General features: G+C 44.9%; 17 protein-coding genes and 1 other RNA gene. 13 read left to right on the forward strand and 5 right to left on the reverse strand.

Annotated features, from left to right (window positions below; translation table 11 throughout):
* The first annotated feature begins 70 nt into the window (after nt 1–70).
* An RNA gene (gene rnpB / locus V5298_RS06105) (RNase P RNA component class A) lies at nt 71–419 on the forward strand.
* A 153-nt stretch (nt 420–572) separates the two neighbouring features.
* On the opposite strand, the gene V5298_RS06110 is transcribed toward rnpB, so the two are convergent.
* Nucleotides 573–1109 (reverse strand): hypothetical protein, encoded by a 537-nt coding sequence (locus V5298_RS06110; RefSeq protein WP_332930586.1) that lies wholly within the window; start codon nt 1107–1109, stop codon nt 573–575.
* Between the two features lie 230 nt (nt 1110–1339).
* Between V5298_RS06110 and V5298_RS06115 the strand changes: the two genes are divergently transcribed.
* From V5298_RS06115 to V5298_RS06135, 5 genes are read left to right on the forward strand one after another with little or no spacing between them, the layout of a single operon-like run.
* Nucleotides 1340–2083 (forward strand): RNA polymerase sigma factor, encoded by a 744-nt coding sequence (locus tag V5298_RS06115; protein ID WP_332930587.1) that lies wholly within the window; start codon nt 1340–1342, stop codon nt 2081–2083.
* 5 nt (nt 2084–2088) lie between these two features.
* Nucleotides 2089–2688 (forward strand): hypothetical protein, encoded by a 600-nt coding sequence (locus V5298_RS06120; RefSeq protein WP_332930588.1) that lies wholly within the window; start codon nt 2089–2091, stop codon nt 2686–2688.
* Between the two features lie 3 nt (nt 2689–2691).
* On the forward strand, nt 2692–4143 hold the full coding sequence (locus V5298_RS06125; protein WP_332930589.1) for a peroxidase family protein: 1452 nt from the start codon (nt 2692–2694) through the stop codon (nt 4141–4143).
* Nucleotides 4136–4603, forward strand: a complete 468-nt coding sequence (locus V5298_RS06130; RefSeq protein WP_332930590.1) for a hypothetical protein — start codon at nt 4136–4138, stop codon at nt 4601–4603. The genes V5298_RS06125 and V5298_RS06130 overlap by 8 nt, the downstream gene beginning before the upstream one ends.
* Before the next feature lie 3 nt (nt 4604–4606).
* Nucleotides 4607–7519, forward strand: a complete 2913-nt coding sequence (locus tag V5298_RS06135) for a CHAT domain-containing protein (RefSeq protein ID WP_332930591.1) — start codon at nt 4607–4609, stop codon at nt 7517–7519.
* On the opposite strand, the gene V5298_RS06140 is transcribed toward V5298_RS06135, so the two are convergent.
* Nucleotides 7479–8846: an O-antigen ligase family protein gene (locus V5298_RS06140; RefSeq protein ID WP_332930592.1), complete on the reverse strand. Its 1368-nt coding sequence runs from the start codon at nt 8844–8846 to the stop codon at nt 7479–7481. The genes V5298_RS06135 and V5298_RS06140 overlap by 41 nt on opposite strands.
* Nucleotides 8839–9582 carry a hypothetical protein gene (locus tag V5298_RS06145; RefSeq protein WP_332930593.1) on the reverse strand — a complete coding sequence of 248 codons (744 nt, stop codon included), beginning with the start codon at nt 9580–9582 and terminating at the stop codon, nt 8839–8841. The genes V5298_RS06140 and V5298_RS06145 overlap by 8 nt, the downstream gene beginning before the upstream one ends.
* A gap of 700 nt (nt 9583–10282) precedes the next feature.
* Between V5298_RS06145 and V5298_RS06150 the strand changes: the two genes are divergently transcribed.
* The 4 genes from V5298_RS06150 (at nt 10283) to V5298_RS06165 (ending at nt 14156) form a co-directional block, all read left to right on the forward strand.
* Nucleotides 10283–11680 carry an undecaprenyl-phosphate glucose phosphotransferase gene (locus tag V5298_RS06150; protein ID WP_332930594.1) on the forward strand — a complete coding sequence of 466 codons (1398 nt, stop codon included), beginning with the start codon at nt 10283–10285 and terminating at the stop codon, nt 11678–11680.
* Between the two features lie 72 nt (nt 11681–11752).
* On the forward strand, nt 11753–13429 hold the full coding sequence (locus V5298_RS06155) for an ABC transporter ATP-binding protein (RefSeq protein WP_332930595.1): 1677 nt from the start codon (nt 11753–11755) through the stop codon (nt 13427–13429).
* A 9-nt stretch (nt 13430–13438) separates the two neighbouring features.
* Nucleotides 13439–13711, forward strand: a complete 273-nt coding sequence (locus tag V5298_RS06160; protein ID WP_332930596.1) for a PqqD family protein — start codon at nt 13439–13441, stop codon at nt 13709–13711.
* Entirely contained in the window at nt 13689–14156 is a 468-nt protein-coding gene (locus V5298_RS06165) for a lasso peptide biosynthesis B2 protein (RefSeq protein WP_332930597.1), read from the forward strand. The genes V5298_RS06160 and V5298_RS06165 overlap by 23 nt, the downstream gene beginning before the upstream one ends.
* Before the next feature lie 6 nt (nt 14157–14162).
* Here V5298_RS06165 and V5298_RS06170 read toward each other — a convergent pair whose 3' ends face one another.
* Nucleotides 14163–15851, reverse strand: a complete 1689-nt coding sequence (locus V5298_RS06170; protein WP_332930598.1) for an asparagine synthase-related protein — start codon at nt 15849–15851, stop codon at nt 14163–14165.
* Nucleotides 15852–16231: 380 nt separating this feature from the next.
* Here V5298_RS06170 and V5298_RS06175 point away from each other — a divergent pair, with 380 nt between their 5' ends.
* The gene (locus V5298_RS06175) at nt 16232–16873 is read left to right on the forward strand and encodes a PEP-CTERM sorting domain-containing protein (protein ID WP_332930599.1); all 642 of its coding nucleotides are present in this window, start codon (nt 16232–16234) and stop codon (nt 16871–16873) included.
* A gap of 12 nt (nt 16874–16885) precedes the next feature.
* On the forward strand, nt 16886–17044 hold the full coding sequence (locus V5298_RS06180) for a lasso RiPP family leader peptide-containing protein (RefSeq protein WP_216028694.1): 159 nt from the start codon (nt 16886–16888) through the stop codon (nt 17042–17044).
* A gap of 62 nt (nt 17045–17106) precedes the next feature.
* On the opposite strand, the gene V5298_RS06185 is transcribed toward V5298_RS06180, so the two are convergent.
* Complete coding sequence (locus V5298_RS06185; protein WP_332930600.1) at nt 17107–18063, reverse strand: hypothetical protein; 957 nt, start codon at nt 18061–18063, stop codon at nt 17107–17109.
* A gap of 173 nt (nt 18064–18236) precedes the next feature.
* On the opposite strand from V5298_RS06185, the gene V5298_RS06190 reads away from it, so the two are divergent.
* Nucleotides 18237–18689 carry a GDP-mannose mannosyl hydrolase gene (locus V5298_RS06190; protein WP_332930601.1) on the forward strand — a complete coding sequence of 151 codons (453 nt, stop codon included), beginning with the start codon at nt 18237–18239 and terminating at the stop codon, nt 18687–18689.
* Nucleotides 18690–18697 lie beyond the last annotated feature (8 nt).

The raw sequence follows: 18697 nt of genomic DNA on the forward strand, positions 1-18697 counted from the left end.
AGGGTACACTGCCATATTGGCTGAGCACTAATAGTCGCTTCTGCGGCTAATCTCAGGTAGAATGCCCGCCGGAGCTGGCCTGGCAATCGCTGCTTTCGCAAGAAAGGAGAGGAAAGTCCGGGCTCCACAGGGCAGGGTGCCAGATAACGTCTGGGCGGCGTGAGCCGACGACAAGTGCAGCAGAGAGTAGACCGCCTAAGCGCGCAAGCGCCGGTAAGGGTGAAAGGGTGCGGTAAGAGCGCACCGCGCAGCTGGTAACAGTGTGTGGCAAGGTAAACTCCACCCGGAGCAAGACCAAATAGGCCTTCGATACGTGCGGCCCGCACGGAAGGCGGGTAGGTTGCTTGAGCCTGTGAGTGATTGCAGGCCTAGAGGAATGATTGCCCACGACAGAACCCGGCTTATGGCCAGCTCCCCCTCATTTAAACAATGTATGCTTATTCGTGTGATGCTGCTAAGGATAGATTGATCTTACCAATGTATTGCGGGGCTTTTTTGTCATGAAGTATCCCATCCTTGGGGGCTAAGACCGTCTGCTTAGCAATTCCTAACACGTCAATGTCTCCGGTGTCTTATCGGCATAAGAGATCGGGGTTTACATTATCATTGGCACACTGCAATTCCATTCTTATGGGTGTGGATTTGCAAATTGGTGTTGTTTTTTTTTCCTGTGATGCCGGTGCTTTCCAGGCGAAATTCAGGTTGACGTGCTCACCTTCGGCATCGGCAAATAGAATGACCATGGTGTCTTCACACAGGGTGGGATTAGTGGCCATTTCTGTTTGAATTTTTTGCTCCACAAGGCGATGAAGCAGTTCGCATTGGGTAATCGCCACTTCATTGTGAGAAACGGTTTGCGGGCTGACATTTTTTAAAAACCGAGTGAGAGCCTTATAATCCATTTCGCTTTTTAATGGTGTGGATTCAATGGATGCTGCCAAGGGTTGCATTTTTGTCATCCACAACCAGTGAATTGCCAAATAATGGATATTACGGGGCGTTTCCTCAGTTTGAAACTGTTGCTCTACCTGTGCTCTGACACTGGCGGCTAGTTGAGGCTCATGGTCGTATATACCATGTAAAACTACTGCAATTACGTTTTCCTGCATAGTACCCTCTGGACTCAATCATTCTTATATTTGTAGTGTTGTATACAAATGAGTGACACGAAATTTCTGACTCTCTCACTAAGATGAAAAAAAATCGTACTTTTTTGTGAGCTTCATAAGGGCATGCTAAACCCTGTGAACGGCATATAAGCGTTGATTTAGCACGCGTTACCCGATAAGGTTGGAGCAATTCTTTTTTACCCATTAGTTAATTAAATTTAGGAATGCGCGTGACGCCGGCAGCGGAACTTATTGAACGCATTGTTCAAGGCGACAGACAAGCAGAAAAGCAACTGGTGGACTTTTATTATCAAGGCTTGCTGTTCATTCTTTACAGGCAGACAGAAGTGATGAGTCTGGCTGAAGATCTCGCACAAGACAGTTTTGTTATCGTACTTCGCAAGTTGCGTAATGGTGATTTGAGAAATGCCAACGCACTGGCCTCCTTTATTCGCCAAACCGGCATCAATACCCTTATTGCATATCGCCGTCAGCAAAGTCGTCGGCAAACCGACACCACAGAATTTTGTGATGCCTTTGTGGATTCCTCATCGGGGTTGTTACAATCGGTGCAAAAGGAAGATGCCGCGCGGTTGGTTAAGTCGTTGTTAGCACAAATGTCCACAGCGCGAGATCGGGAAATTCTTACCCGTTATTATTTACACGATGAAGATAAGCAAACGATTTGCACCCATTTTGGGCTAACACCAGCCCATTTTGATCGGGTGTTATTCCGAGCTCGTCAACGACTTAAAAATTTAGTGGAGAACAACGAAGAAAGTTCTTCCGAAATTCGACAGGTTATCAACGGTATGGTGATCCTGGCAATGTTAAGCCCTTTATCGCATATTGATGGCCATGTTGGTGATAATTCGTACAAATTAATGATGGATGTGAGAGGATTTGCCTTGTCCCATCACTTTCCTAATAAGAATGATGGCGCATCTGGGCAGACCATCAAAACTGATGATTGAATATTATGTCTGACATTAATTTGGCTGACGAACAGCAATTACAGAATTATTTAGCAAAAAGGTTGTCGCCTGAAGAGGAAATCGACTTCGAAAATGCAATGTTATCGGATCCTCAAATAACCAAGCAGGTGGTATTGGCTCATACTCTTCGTTCAGGCATGAATAATCACAATACGATGCATAAACTGCGTGTACGGCGACAAAAACAAGGCGCTTCGGTTATGCTGGGTTTAGCCGCTGCGGCGGCATTGTTAGTCTGGTTACCTAGCGTCATTGTCTCGCCTGCGTCAGTGAGCCCAGGTATCGTCTATCTTGAAGATTTTAGAAGTCATGTGACAGAGCCGGTTATTCTCACTTACGCTGAGGGTGAGGCATTTAAAGTGGTGGTCAGCGATGCGCCACCGTCATTTCATGATCCTGTTAAAGCCGTGCTTAAAAATGATCAAGGCAGTGTGGTCTTTACGACCTGGGTCTATCCTAATGCCAATAGTGAAATTTCGCTGTTAGTGTATGAAGATGACGTTGAGCCAGGGCGCTATCAGTTAACGTTATCAAGTGAGCGAACTGAAATTAATCGGTTTTCGTTGGATGTGTTAAAGGAATAGGGGATGGAAGTAGAAGATAGGGATTATCTTTTTGGCAAATCCACATGCCAGCCGCCATCCACTGACGAAATCGCACAAATGGTAGAAGGGATTATTCCCTGGTCTGCTCCTCTTGCAGATGATACCGAAGGTTCATTCGATGCTAAATCCATGGCGTTATTACTTCAAAAATCCTCCGGCACGTCGGCATCGAACACACCAACATCAGGAAAGAAGCTCAAGATTCCGTTAAACGGTAAATTACCCGCAGGGTATACCTATTGGGGGCAATGGATCGCCCATGATATTGTCGAGCCTACTCACCCGAACCAAAATCATTATTCTTCACGTAAGGTGACGCCGGCACTGAATCTCGACAGTATGTACGGGGTTGAGGCGGGGCTTCCTTCTCATATTTATATCAATGAACAGGGTTTTTTTCGACTACCCGATAATAACTGGGATTGTTTACGGGATAGTAACCAAACCCCGCTATTACCCGAGCCGCGAAACTTCGATAACGCCATTGTTTTGCAGTTCCACGTACAGTGGCAGCATATTCATAACAAAATTCTCAGTGCCCTCTCTACACAACCTCTTCCTCACTTATGTGATGATCCCAGCTATTTCTATTCGGCCCGTCGCCTGACAACGGGGCTGTTTCATCATCTTGTGAAGCATGAATGGTTAAAAGCTCTGTTAGATAAGGGGGTTTATCGCTATTACTTTTCCTCCACGGCGCCGGCGCAACGGATAATGACGTTGTCACAGGAGTTAGCCCGAGTGCCCGTGGAGTTTAGCCATGGCGCATTTCGTTTTGGTCATAGTATGGTGCGAGAGACCTATAAACTTACTGCCACAGACAATTTTAATTTACATGCCCTGCTAACCCATCAGCCTTTTAATGGTAAGCCTATTGTGGGTATCGACTGGTCGTTGTTTTTTGGTGACTATGCGCAGGAAATTCAGCCCATTAATCTTATTGTTGTGGCGGGAATGGGAAAGGTGCCGATAAACCGAAATATTGCTGAGCGTAATATTCTGGCCGGTAAAAAGATTGGATTAGCCACGGTTCATGAATGTAAGCGCTGTCTCATTGAACACTATCCCTTGTTGTGCGAACAAACAGGCCTAACCCTTGGGGAAAGTGATGCGGTACTTGAAGAGCTGAAAATTGATCCTATGAGTCAAACTTCAGCCTTCTACCGGCTTTATGAAGATAATCGACTGCCGCTTTGGCCCTATGTGCTTGCTGAGGCGTCAGCACAAAATGATAATCCCGGACATCGCTTAGGCAAGCTTGGCAGTATTATTGTGGCAGAAGTGCTTGCTTACGCCATGCATAACGGCTTAAAAAATAATGAAAATACCACACCGGCAAATGATCTCGCTATCATCTGCCAAGCGCTGGGCGTACCTGAGCATCAGGTTTTGACAATGGCAGACATATTGTGTCAAGGAGCGAAAGATGAGTGACTATAAAGATGGGTATTGGGCGACGGCTAAGGCTGGGGTGAGTTACGTGAATCACCGTAGTATTGTTCCTTCACTAAGCAGTTATCATCCCGAAGGGTTAGGTAAAAATTATCCGGTGAAATTTATCTATGATGAAAAGAAAAATACCTATGCGGTGGCATTAGGGGGGTTATGGAACGGCACGGCGCAAGCTATTATGGCCAATAGCGAATTTAAAGTGATCGATCCTAATGGAATCTTCATTTCCAATACAATACCTTTAAGCGCGAAGTTAGGAACGGACGTGGCAGGGTTTAAGTCATTACGTGTCTCCATTATTGCCCATGAGTTTGACATAAATGGGAAGCCAGCAAGAGATTATACCTCAACCCTTGCTTGGCTGCGGGATGGCAGTGGTGAAGATGACGGTGATCCCAGTGAAATCGTAATGACAAGTTATCGCTGGCGAGACAATGATTAAAAATTGAAAGAAGTAAGGAGAACCTTGGCTGTGGGATATCTGCGGGCCGTGCGGTATGTATTCGCGATGATCCTGATTCATTATTCAGGTATAGCTCGTGCATCCAGTGAGGTGTGCGCCGAATTTGAACCCACCTGGCAACAGTACACCCGTGTGGCTGAGGATAATGGTGCCTATTTTCATTGTACGGCACAAGGTGCTGTGGCCCTAACGGAGACCGCTCCAGATACGATGACGATATTGTCTATGTTGGCAGATTTTGATACTCGTCTGTTGTCTGACAAAAACACCCTTTCCGATACATATTTAGAAAAAATGCAAGAGCTGCAAAAAGACAGCACCATGATGCAAAAAGATATCGCACTGAGGCTTATTGTGGGGCTTCTGGCGAATATGAATTATCAGCAGGCGTCTCAGGGGGCTGCGCAATTTTTACAGCAATGGCCCACGGCATCAGCGGGTGATATACGCACCGCTAAATTGGTTCAAATACAAAGTGAATTTGCGCTGCAGCATTACCGACAAACCTTGACCCTTTGCCATAAAATGGCCGATGAATCCGCTATCACGGCACGCCAGCAGCAAGTGGTTTTGTTGACCTATTGCGGCTTTAGCAAGGTGCTAAGTAATGAAAATCCTGCCCAACTCGAGGAAGGATTTCTTGAACTCAAGCAGGCAAATAATTTAAAAAATAAGCACACAAATCCATTGTTGTGTGCAGAAATACATAATGGTTTTGCCAGCTATTATCGCTTTCAATCGGATTTATCCAGTACACAGATCCATTTAAATAGTGGAATAGATTGCCTTGTTGAAAGTCGTGGGGCCAGAGAGGATGAGATGCGCGATGATCTTACCAATAATCTGGCATGGGTATATCGACGGCAAGGGAATTTACCGGGTTACCTCTCAGCCCTTCGGGCCTCGGTATTTCAACATACCCACAATCTAGTGCCAGAAAAATTGTCGGTAAGTTATAGCAATCTTGGCCGTGCTTATCTGTTGGTGGGGGATCTTGCCAAATCAGAACGCTATTATTTACAGGCGTTAAAATATACCAATTTACAGGTGATGCCCGAAGATTACATACATACACTGCTGTCACTGGTCAGGTTACGTGGGGCTCAGCAAGACTGGAAAAGTGCGCGGTATTATCTTGATGAAGTGTTTGCGCTGCCATTAAATAAAAAGCTACGGATACTGGCGCAGATCTTTGACGCCCAATGGCGCGCCTATGCGCAGGCTGGAAGCTTTGATGAAGATGAATACAAACACGTTATTGACGATATCGATAACACCTTTCCCGACACCGAAGTGGTGCAGCTATACAGTGATTGGCTGGTGGTTTTACAGCGTTATCATCGTCTCGACCTGGCCCAAACATTAATTGCCCGTATTGAATCTTTTTCCACCTATCCGCTTTCTGTAAAATTGGCCATTGCCAATATTAAGTTGGCCTTGCTGCTTAATGAGCGGGAACAAGCCAATACAAGAACACAGATTGATGAGATCTTTGAACAAGCCTTCAGCGAGATTGTCGATGCCTCAACACAGTTTAAGAGTAATGATGTGGGGATGAGTTGGCTGAGCCAGTCACGTTCTTTAATTAATCGCTATCTAGCTTGGTTATTGCCCAGCAATGACGAGCAGGATATTGAAAAAGCGCTCATTTTGTCAGAGCGTTTCGCCAGCATTATGTTTCAGCGCCATAGAATGTCTTTATCTACCTATTCATCTGAGGAGGATGACAGCGCGTTAACGAGTCCGTGGGATCTCGGCGATGGTGTGCCTGGCCAATACACGAATAAACAATGGCTGGTGCATGATGTCGAAACAGAACAGATGCTATTATCGCAACAGGCGCTTACGTCTGTATTAACAAGTGAAAAGTGGCCGTCTTTAACCGACCTTAGACACTACCTTGGCAGTAAACGGGCGATTTTGAAGATATTTTCTTTAGAAGATAAACACTGTGCCTATTTAATTACTGCCAATTATACCGAAGGCTCCTGTTCCGCCAATGAAGACAATATAACTGATGAAATAGGGACACTGTTATTCCGCTATCACGGCTTGGATACGGTGTATTTGCTGCCAGAAGGGCAATGGCGAAACATGTCCTTTGCTGCGTTACAGGATAAAACCCAAACTCGGTATCTCGGCCAAGAATTATCACTCATTCGGGTGGTATCGTTACTTGATTATTTTCAGTCGGAAACCAAAAGCAGTAGTGAGCCCTTAGCCGTAACATTTACCAATCCGGCCAATCCTACGCCGGAACAGGCAAAAAATACGGAAGCCATGCAATGGCGGGCAGGGTTTCCCCAGTTACCTTGGACGGCGTTAGCCAGTCAGACCATCGCTGATGCCTTTCCTGATTTAAATGTGATTTCCTATAACGATAATCAGGCCACCAATGAACATTTGGTGTCATCTACCGCCCGCCATGCGAAGCTACTTCATGTGGGCAGTCATGCTTTTTATTCCCCGGAAACGCCAGATATGGTGGGCTTAGTGACCGCTTACAATGGTAGCAGTGCGCAGCATCAGGGAGTCATATCCTACGAAGCCTTGTTTTCGCATCAATTTTCCAATCAACTGGTGGTGATCAGCGCATGTGAAACGGAGATGGGTAGATCATATCGGGGTATTGGTATGCGCAGTTTAAGTCGTGGCTTCTTATATCAAGGTGCCGGCGGAACCATATCGACGCTATGGAAGGTACCAGACAGGGCCACGGCGGAATTTATGGCGTTCTTTTATCAGAACGTGGCCGAAAACGGTGGTGATATTGCCAAGGCCTTATTGGTTGCGCGGCAACAATTATCGCAAAAGCGGCGTTTCAAAGATCCTCGATATTGGGCAGGTTTTGTTTTTACAGTCTCTGGATATCAGTACGAGACGCTGGATTTTTAAAGTCAAAGCGTTCAGTGATAATCAAGCCCATGGTCAGCAGCGTAACAAATAGAATGGGTAAAAAATAAATGCCCGCATTGGTATCAAAGGACGCTTGAATCAGGTAGGTCATGACCCCAGCACGACAGGCGTAAAGTGCACCATTCATTCTGGTATGGGTATGTCGAAATAGCAGCAACCACATAAATCCCAATGTCACTGCCAGCAATCCAAAGCCGATAATGCCGGTGGTTGCCATGGTTTCTAAATAATCATTATGTGCCCGTTTTGACATTTTGGTATTCCCCAACAACATGGTTTTATACACATGTTGTATATAGGGGTAGGTGCCTAAACCTGTGCCCACAATGGGATGATCTTTAAAAACGGAAAATGCCGTATCTCGCAGTTCAATGCGTCCATTATCATCCAGTTTTTCTTTGCTAAACCGTTTATAAATGGATGATTGGGCGAAGCCCGTCCCCAACATCACCGAGATGAGTATGGCTGCAACAAGGGTCTTCCCTGTTAGCCAGCGCTTGAGTAAATTGGGTGAGCGGGCGACCTGCATACACAAGGTGATCCCCATACCGGCTATCAGTGAGGCCAGTGCGCCTCGGCTGCTGGTATTCAACAGGGTATAACCGAGTAAACACAAGCTTAGGAGAAGGAGGATGACGAGGGCTTGGGGGATTTTCAGGTACTTGGCATCACATAAAAGGCCAATGGCAATTAAGCATGCTAAGGCCATGTATACGGCATACTGATTTTTATAACTGAATGTGCCCCGGATCCCGTTTTTCCACGAGAATGTCCAAGGGGGGATGGCATCCACCCATTCATAGGCGCCTTCGGTGGCATAATTGACGACCGAGTATAACGCCGTTAACACTGCGCCAAACAACAGTATTCCCATTAGTACATAGATGGCTTGTGGCCGGCGCAGCCAATGTATCAAGGCGAAAATCAAACAGCCAAGACCAAGCATTTTTATCCATTCAATCAGTGAGGCCTGCCAATAAACCGTAAGGTAAGGTCTGACATCATGGGCGTAGGTGGCATACCAGGTGGCGGTTTGCGGCGATAAGAATGTAATGAAAGACGCTGGAAGGGGGAGCAGATAGATCGCACAGTACCCTAGCCAGAGAACCCATAATAACAATGCCCGATTTTCATTTTGAGTCTGTGGGGTTGAAATACCTAAAGTTAGCCAACTTATCAGCAAGATGGCGCTACCCGCAACGGCAAGCTGCTCCCACACCAGATCCAAACCATGTAGCCAAGGGGCAAGGACGAATATAACAACCAGCAGCGAAAAAGGGACAATATTGCCCGCAATGTTAGACATCGGTGTTGGTAACGTTTTGTTCAATTCGTTGTAGTCTTTCGGTGATCCATTTACCCGGCGATAAACCCATAAACGGCGTTACAATTCGGGTGTTTTCCATAATGGCAATGAGACGTTCCCGGGTCGGTTTTTGGCGTAAAGCACTCTGTATAACGGGTTTGGCTTTTTGTTTGATTGATGGCGGTAGCTCATACCAATGGGCGATAAGTACTGGCCCGATAATCGATTGGGTTTCCCATTCAAAAGGTGCAAGTACCAATCCGCGCTCTAATGTCTTTATGTCGATAGGTTCCTGTGATGCGAACAGCTCTGTGATGGCCATTTTCACAGCAAAAGCTTCATAATGGGTGGGTTGCATGTCTTCTGCCTGCAAAACATAACGCATTGCTAATGCACCTGTATTGTGCGGCTTGTGGCTACCTAACCCTTGCATGGCATAAACTTCGGCAAGGGCCAAGGCAACACTGCCATCTTTAGGTAACTCCCGATGTAATTGGCGTAATTTGGCAATTTGAACATCGAGGTTGTTTGCGGGTTTCTTGTTGTCCATCACGGCTGCAACAAAGGCTTTATGTGACGAAGAACTAAGAGAGGAAAATTGATAGTAACGTGTTGCAAGATAAAGACACATTGCAGCAAGACTTAACAGAGCAAGTCCAGCCACTAGCTGTAATCTATTTGCCGGCTTGACCATGGGAACTGCACTGGGAGCACGGAATGAAAATACACTTTTCACGAGAAGTTCCTGCCTGATTCGACAATTGCGTTGTAAGACTTATTGGTCAGAGCAATATTCGTTCCATGCCACAAAATGTGGGTAAATTAGGGGCCTTGATAGAAGATCAGAGACTTAGGGCGTAAAAGGCAAGACGAAGTCTTGCCAGAATGTTAATAACATGGTCATCCCACCTACTTATTGTCAGCTATTTTTACACTCGCATCATGGTGGTGCGCTGAAGAACGAAACCCTGCATCGATGTTCATGTGGTTAAATAATAACCGCATTGTGTAGTAGAAACTCTACACTTAAAGGTATTCGATTTATCGAAGTAGCAATGTGGACGAGGGAAATATTAAATTTGTGTTATAAAAACGGCCTTTGAACCCTTGAATGTCAACATTCTTTACATTAGACGAAAGTTTAAAATTCTTTTTTAAGTAAAACTGTCTTGATGCATTGAAATGAACGATAAACACGGAAAAGTACGCTACACTTCCTATCATAATAAAATAGTAGTAATTCTGATGTAACCTATAATTACGTTCCCCCTATAGCATCACGAGAATCATTTATGATTAATATTAAAAGTTTTGGCTGACATTTTGCTTACAGGTATTTTGTATATGTTAAAAGATGGTGAGTGACATATTTTCTCAATACGCATTTAGTATATCTGCATTGTTCACTATTTAACTTGTCATCAAGGAAGGCATTTATGGGAAACGGCTTCGTTAGAAATAATGTCAATCAATTTGCGATCGTTTATCGTTTTATTGATTTTCTTATTATCCAAGTAACACTCCTTGCGGTGGGGGCGGCATATTCGGTAGATATGTCTGTGCATTATCATCTGCTGGGGTTAATCGGCAGTACCACCTACCTTCTTTCTGCAGAGCTCTTCTGGCTGTATCGCTCGTGGCGTTCAGGCACCACCAAGGAACTGATTTTCTATACGGCTTTGAGTTGGTTTGTCAGTTTTGTGGTGGTCTTAATTTACCTATTTTTGACCAAGACCTCGGAAGACTACTCCCGCGTCGTGTTGTCAGCTTGGGTCACCATTGCGCCCTTATTTTTATGTACATGGCGTTTGGGTATGCGAGCGTTTTTGTACAATATCCGAAGCAAAGGATTTAACAGCCGCTCTGTGGGCATCATCGGCATGAATGAAAACGCGGTGGAATTGGTCAAGGAACTGAGACTTAACCCCCATATTGGTTTTCGTATAGGCGGTGTGTTTGATGATCGAGACGTCAACCGATTGACGATACCCGAAGGGTTCACCGTTCAGGGGAATCTTCAAGACGCTATTGCCCAAGTGCGGGCCGGAAAGTTAGATCAGATTTTTATTACCTTACCAATGACCGCCAACAGGCGCATTGAGCAAATTTTGCATGAATTAGGTGATACCAATGCCGAAGTGCATTTTGTCCCCAACTTTTTTATGTACAATATGGTGCATTCTCGGTTGTGTAATATTGGGAATATGCAAACCATCAGTGTTTTTGATACGCCCATGCGCGGAGCCATGATGGCCATCAAGCGGGCAGAAGATATTCTACTTGCCAGTGCGATCCTTACCGTGATTGCCATTCCCATGCTGTTTATTGCCATTGCCATAAAACTGACATCTAAAGGGCCGGTTATTTTTAAACAAAACCGGTATGGCGTTGACGGTAAAAAGATAAAAGTGTGGAAGTTTCGCTCAATGACGGTAACTGAAGATGGAGACAATGTTACCCAAGCCACCAAAGGGGATACCCGGGTGACCAAATTAGGTGCATTTTTACGCCGAACATCCCTTGACGAGCTGCCCCAGTTTTTTAATGTATTGCAGGGTACCATGTCGGTGGTTGGTCCCCGTCCCCATGCGGTGGCTCACAATGAGATGTATCGTAAAACCGTTAAGTATTACATGTTGCGCCACCGTATCAAGCCCGGTATTACAGGGTGGGCACAAGTGAACGGTTGGCGCGGTGAAACCGATACGGTGGAAAAAATGCAAATGCGGGTTCAATACGATCTCGAATATATTCGAAATTGGTCTTTGTGGCTTGATGTGAAAATTGTTATCTTCACCTTTTTCAAAGGTTTTGTGGGCAAAAACGTATACTAGTGCATTCGTGTATTAGCGCATACTCTGTTCTAAAAACATCGTTGTCCACACTACTTGAATATGTGAAGCAAAATGACAGAAATGTGGCGTCGTAGCCTGTACTTTGGTAAAAATATTTTCCGAAATTATCGGGCCAGCTTTCTGATCATTTTTGTCATTTTATTTCTCGAAACAGCCGTCAGCTTGGTCATTCCTTATTTGATAGGAAAACAGTCTGCGGCTGTGGTGAATAAAGATTATGATTCCCTGCAAAGTTTGGGGGGATATCTGTTTATTTGGTGCGCGTTGTTCGGCGTTCAAAGCCTGCTTAAATTTATTTCAACCTACCGGCTCAATGTGTTGGGTGCCCGCTTGATGGCAAATTTGAGTTGCCGTCTTTATGATCATATTCAGGTTTTACCGCTACGTTATTTTCAGCATACCAACAAAGGCGATGTTTTATCCCTGTTGACCCACGACCTAGGTACCGTTAGCTATTACGTTACCGCTGTACTGACTACGCTACTACCGAATATGCTGATCTTATTGGGCAGTGTTTTTATGATGTACATGATTGAGCCTCTGGTGGCATTGATGATCATGACACTCATTCCCATGGTGTATCTGGTGTCTAAGTTTGTGGGGCGTCAAATTCATCCACTAGCCAAAGAAATAGTGCAAAAGCAGGCCGATACCTTAGCCATTGCCAGTGAAAATATCAGCACCATTACCCTTATAAAAACCTTTAACCGGGAAAAAACAGAATCTGACCGTTATGCCCATCGTACTGGGGAGTTATTGTCGTTACGCACCCGTCAATTTCGATTCCAAGCGTTGTTAGCGCCACTGATCCAGTTTCTGACCTCAGTGTGTATCATTGTCATTATCGGCATTTGCTGGGTACAGTTTGAAGCGGGCAAGATTGCCCTGCCGGACATTGTCAGCTTGTTATTGTACGGAATGATTTTTACCCGTCCGGTGAGTGCGTTGGCCGGGCTTTACGGACAAACCATGCAAATGACGGGAGCCATGGGCCGTTTATTGCAGGTACACGGTAGTGAGAGGGAGCCATCAGATACGGGCTTAGCGACGCTTCGTGTGGACAAAGGGGATATTGATATTGATCAGCTTTCCTTTGGGTACCAAACCGGTGGTAGGGTGTTACAAGACGTTTCTTGCCACATTGATGCTGGCCAAACCGTATTAATTGTTGGCGAGAATGGCGCGGGGAAATCCACCCTATTGCATTTGCTCATGCGCTTTCATACACCGCAGCAAGGTGCCATTTATGTGGATAAGCAGGATATTTCCACTGTGACTACCCCATCGGTCCGCAGTTGTATTGGTCATGTGCCTCAGGATGTTGTGTTATGTAATGGCACTATCCTCGACAATATTACCTATGGTGTGGCAACCAAGCCGTCGTCTGCGCTTCTCAATGAGGTTTGTACCCGTGCCGGTTTGCTTGATATTGTGTCTAAGTTGCCACGGGGCATGGAAACCTTGGTTGGAGAAGGTGGTGTCAGATTATCCGGTGGCCAACGCCAGCGTATTGCATTGGCCAGAGCACTACTTAAAGAACCTAAGATTTTACTTTTTGATGAGCCTACCTCAATGTTGGATGAAGTAGGTAGAAACCAATTTAAGGATGAATTTAATGCGTTATTTAAGAATTATACTGTACTTATGATTTCTCATGATCCCACGCTAGCCGATGTGGCTGATAGAGTCTTTATGCTAGAAAAACATCAACTTGTTGAGAGAACGTAAGGAAATAAAATGACAATGTACAAATTAAAAGACGATGTACTGGCACAAACTGTGGTGGATGAAATGGTGATCCTTGAGCCATCAGGCGGTGAGTACTTCACGGTAAACGGCGTCGGTACGCAAATGATTGCGCTGCTGGAACAGGGAAAATCTGATGAAGAAGTGGTGGCTGCCATGACGGCCAAATACGATGTGTCTGCCAGTGAAGTGCGTGAAGATTACCAGGCACTCATTGATCAACTGGTTCAGCAAGGACTGGTTGAAGAAGTCACGAACGCTTAAGTCGATGCTAAGGGCATTTTTAGCCTTAACTGGCGAACAGAAAAAATGGTTTGTTCAAGCTTGGTTTAAGTTTTTGTTTTGGGATTGGCGGATCCGACATCAATCCTACGCTAAGTGGCAAGATCGCGTTTTTGTGGCAAGTAAACAGGCAGATTCCCCCCTTCCCAACGGTTTTGTTGGCGTCATCGAAAAGGCCGGCCGTCATCATATTCGCCACATGAACTGTTTGCGCCGATGCATGGTCACCATGGAGATGATGCAACAGCAAGGGATCACTCCCCAACTTCATTTTGGTGTACGACGGGTGGATAAGAAAACACAAGCCCATTGTTGGTTAACGCTAAATGGTGAATTGCTTAACGATGGTCATGAGGTTATTGATACCTATACTGAACTCAATGCCAAAAAAGGCGATAGCACTTTATTGTCGGCGTTTTTGCACTAAATGGCCCTATACGTGGAAACGTTGCAGCCAGCGTTGAGTTAAGATCACAAATAATAAATCTACCTGTATACCTCCTTCTTTATTATATACCGCATTATCAAATGCCTTTAATACCTTGTTGGTATCTAACAATCCTCGATCAGCAAGATAGGGGTGGCTAAGGCATGCTCGCAAGGATTCGGCATTTTCTCTCACCAAATTGGCAAAATGGTGATCAAAGGTGGTTTTGGTTTTTCGCCAACAAACGCTATCTGGCAGCAAACCTGACATGGCATTCCGTAAAATAGTTTTAGGGTAGGGACCTTGTATAAGCTGCTTAGGAGGTAGCGCAAAAGAACACTCGGCAATTCGACGATGAAAAAACGGGTGTTTAACCTGCATATTGTAGCTTGAGGCTACGGCATCATAAGAGCGTACTGAATTAAAGGTTGTGGTTGTTTTCAACGCAAAGTAGCGGGCGTGATGCATAGGCTGGCGTTTTACGTCAAAAGGATTATGAAAATCGTACGATGCCTCGGCCAGCGATTGTCCACGGGGCGTTAACCAATCCGGTAAAGGGATGAGACCCCGGCTATGTCCTTTTAGCTGTTTTGCTAATTTAATTAGCGCTTGGGGAACGAGGGGCTTAACGAAAAGGTGTTTGGCGACCTTGGCAAAGGACATATTGGTTTGACGGCATGCTTTATAAACCTCAGGGATAACGGCTAACTCGCCTTCAAGTAGTCGTTGTGTATAGGCACTGGCATGCCCCCAGCACATTTCGTCTCCACCGTTGCCGGTAAGTAAAGTGGTGATCCCCAATTGGTGTAAATCGGCTAGTTCATCGTGATAGCGGGGAGAAAGAACAATTCCCGGATGATCATAATGTGCAGGATAAAGTGCAAGAAAATCCCGGTATTGTTCTTCGTCCACATTTTGATAATGAAAATCGGTGATATTCAAATGACGACGCATGTCATCAATTAATTGCCTTTCGTCGGATCCCGGATCATGAAGATAATAGTGGGATATGGCATAGCAGCGCTCACCACTTTCGCGTTTCAGGGCTGTCGCAAGAGCGGTGATGGAGGTTGAATCCATGCCGCCACTCATTTGACAGCCTAAGATCTTGGTATCCTGGATCTGTTCGGCCACCACATTGCGCAGCAAAGAACGAAAGTAGTCGCCATAAGCGTGGTCATCGTCAAAATGCAGGGTGTTTTTAGGATCAATATCCCAATAAGGATAAAGACGAATTTTATTGTTGGAAGACAGCAGAGCGTTGCCGGCGGGCAACACAGTGATATTACTGTAAACGGACAGATCGGGAACCGGCTGACCGGCTAACCAACCTGACAATGCGGTATCGTTTATTTCTGGTGTGAGGGATAAGGCAGTAAAAAGCAGTTGAGTACGATTGCTTACTGCTAACACGCCAGATGCAAAACAAAAATAGAGGGGCTGCAGACCCAAAGGATCTGAACCAAATAGGATGTCTTTATTCTCTTTAATGGCGTAAAAAGGACCGGCTTGATCTGCAAAGGCAGGATCTGTCAAATTGCTGACATCTTTAGGGACCGCGGTGCTCTGTCCTTCCATGAGTCCCATACCGGTTTCCCACGTAGTAAAAACGTAGTCGGTATAGGGAAGTATTCGGCTACGGGCCGCGTTTAACGCCGATACGTCATTACCACATAGAAAAATAAAAGGTTTCACAAAGGTCCGTTTAAAAGTGAATTGCACTATTATTATGCGCAGTTTACGGGGGGAAATAAAAGCATTCAAATAACGAAAAGCGCGTAAATCGTTAAAATTTAAAAATAATTATTGCTAAAGCAGCGCAATGCACTGATATTAGCCATGTGGGAATGTTCCAAGTCGGATCGTTTTGGATGATTTGGCTTGTGATGACAAAAGGATCTGTCCGATTTTTTTACAGATCTACATTAAATCCAGCTTTTTTCATTAAATTCCCCTACGCTTTGTTTTTATCTAACTGATATTAAACATATTTGTTTTAATGGTATAAACATTGCTTTATTTTTCATACAAAAATAATTCACCCACGTAGTTTTTAAACTCACAAGGAAATTGGAATGAAAAAGTCGGCTTTATTCGGGGCAGCAGCCCTGTTGTTAAGCAGTCAAGCTTCCGCAGCTTATATCTCTACTGTTACTGGTTCTGATATGGTTGGTATGGATGTGACTGTTACATTTTCTGATATGTCTACAGAAACAGTGACATGGTCTTCCATTTTAATGGACGATAGTGTTGATTATCTAGAAGGCTACATAGGTGGTGTATATGGTACTTCTTGGTCTTTAGTACAACAAGGTGATACTATCTCTGAGACACCTGCCGGTGTAACGGATACATTAGGCGCTTGGACGTTCACTTATGACGGTACTGCCTCAGCTATCGTATCTGTTTATATCGATGCTTGGGCCGGTGATGTTGTATTTGATACTGAAGAAGGTGACGCGAGTGCAAATGGTTCTGATGCGGGTCGTGAATTCGTAGCGTCTGAATCATATGTTGTTGGCACTTTCGATACAAATATCGAAGATGAACTGTATGGTGGCTTATTACTAACCGGTGTTAACGGCACGTTGTTAGACACTGCTGGTTCTTTTGAGTTTGTCGCTGATACTGATATTGCAGTTCCTGTTCCAGCTACACTGGGCATCTTTGCTGCTACGTTAGGCTTTATGGGTTTCAACCGCCGTAAAAAGGCATAAGGATCATAGATTATGAAATCTGCTAAGAATGTTGCTGTTGAAAGCAAACAAACTTACACCAAGCCTGAACTACAAAAAGTAGGTACATTGGCTGAATTGACTGAAGGTTTCGCAGGAAGTATTCCTGACGAACAAGGTGGTCAAACTAAGCGCAACCCATTCCAGGGTTAATTCGCATTGATATGAAAAAGCCAGTCGAAAGACTGGCTTTTTTTTGCCTGACGTAAAGTTTATTAGGTTGTGGAAAGCTGTTCGTCTAACGCTCTGGTAACATCATCAAGATGCGCTAACCCACTCGGATAGGTCACTTCATAAAAAGTCACCTTTTGTAGTAGTCTCGCTATGCTGATCATTCGGGCTTTATCTAAGCCTAAAGGTGTGTATGCATCGCCTAGCATACTGTTTTGTAGTAAATAAATAACACCATGACTTGGTGGCAACATACTTAACGTTACCGGGCCATGATAATCTTCCTTTCGATTTAATAAATATAGCCCTTTCACCGGATGAGGCTTATGTGCCTTTGCTGGTGCTACGTTAATTTCTTCCTTTGCAAATCGGGCATGCACCTTTTTCTTTGCGTGATTATCTGTGGTTAGTTGCTTGGCCAAGTGCTTAGCACTATCCGGCCACAGGCGTACTTTCGGCCAGCTCGGATACACTTTATAATCATCACCGTTAGGGTAGATGGCTGCCATGTCATCGGTAATAAGCTGATAATCGAGGGCGGTCATGGCACTCGTTAACGTTGATTTTCCCGTACGACTTGGGGCAAGAAACAAATAGGCGTTGCCATTTTTCACCAGGGTATTCGCATGTAGGCAAATTTTATGTTGCCGTTCTAAATAGAGGGAAATCCCCAATGTTTGCAAATAGTGGGCGGGCCCAGTTCCACCTGATTGCCAATCTATGGTGAGGGTATTATGTTTAAACTCAAAAATACCCACACCTTCGCAATCAATGGACAGTTGCAGCGTGTCATCGTAACGGAAAAGCGAAACGGTGGATGTATAGCGCTCCCCCCTATCTACTAATGACCAAATTTTATGTTCATTTTCTAGGGGAGTAATAGGGCCGTTTTTTACTGTCATTTCGTAAGGAAGCGCCGGAGAGGGTGAGCCGTCCACTGACAAGTGCACGCCGTGCAGCGGCTGTTGACAGAGCGCGTGAAGGTCCTTTGAGGTAGACATGTCCTTTTCCAACATCATTGTAAATCGGTATGGTAGTTCAGGTATCTTTGAACGACACCCCGTTTTTGTTAGTGTATCTTATCCCGTGTACATCAGCACCATTCTCAGTGATTATTTCTTCGCGTCACTATGGGCCTGGTGAAACTGATGGGTGTTTAATTTAAGTGAGACCCATGACTTTTTTATCGCAACAAGATTTTACCACTGTCATTGCCGGCACACCTTTAGTTTCTATTGATCTCATTGTTGAAAACAGTGATGGTGAAGTCCTTTTAGGTTATCGAACCAATCGACCCGCAAAAGACTATTGGTTTGTACCGGGGGGGCGTATTTTAAAAAATGAAAAAATGGATGATGCCTTTTTGCGTCTTACCAAGACGGAATTAGGTCGGCAAATCCCCCGTTCCAAGGGACAGTTTTTAGGTGTCTTTGAACACCTGTATGATGATTGCGTTTTTGATGAGGGCATTGCTACCCATTATGTGGTACTTGGATACAAGCTGATACTGGATATTGGTTTGCAAGCCTTGCCTCAAGAGCAGCACAATGAGTATCGATGGTTTTCGGTAGCAGAGATGCTAGCCAGTGATACGGTGCACAAACACACTAAATGGTATGTGCAATAACGGGCGCT

It is taken from the genome of Alteromonas sp. 14N.309.X.WAT.G.H12, assembly GCF_036697315.1.
Lineage (GTDB): Bacteria > Pseudomonadota > Gammaproteobacteria > Enterobacterales > Alteromonadaceae > Alteromonas.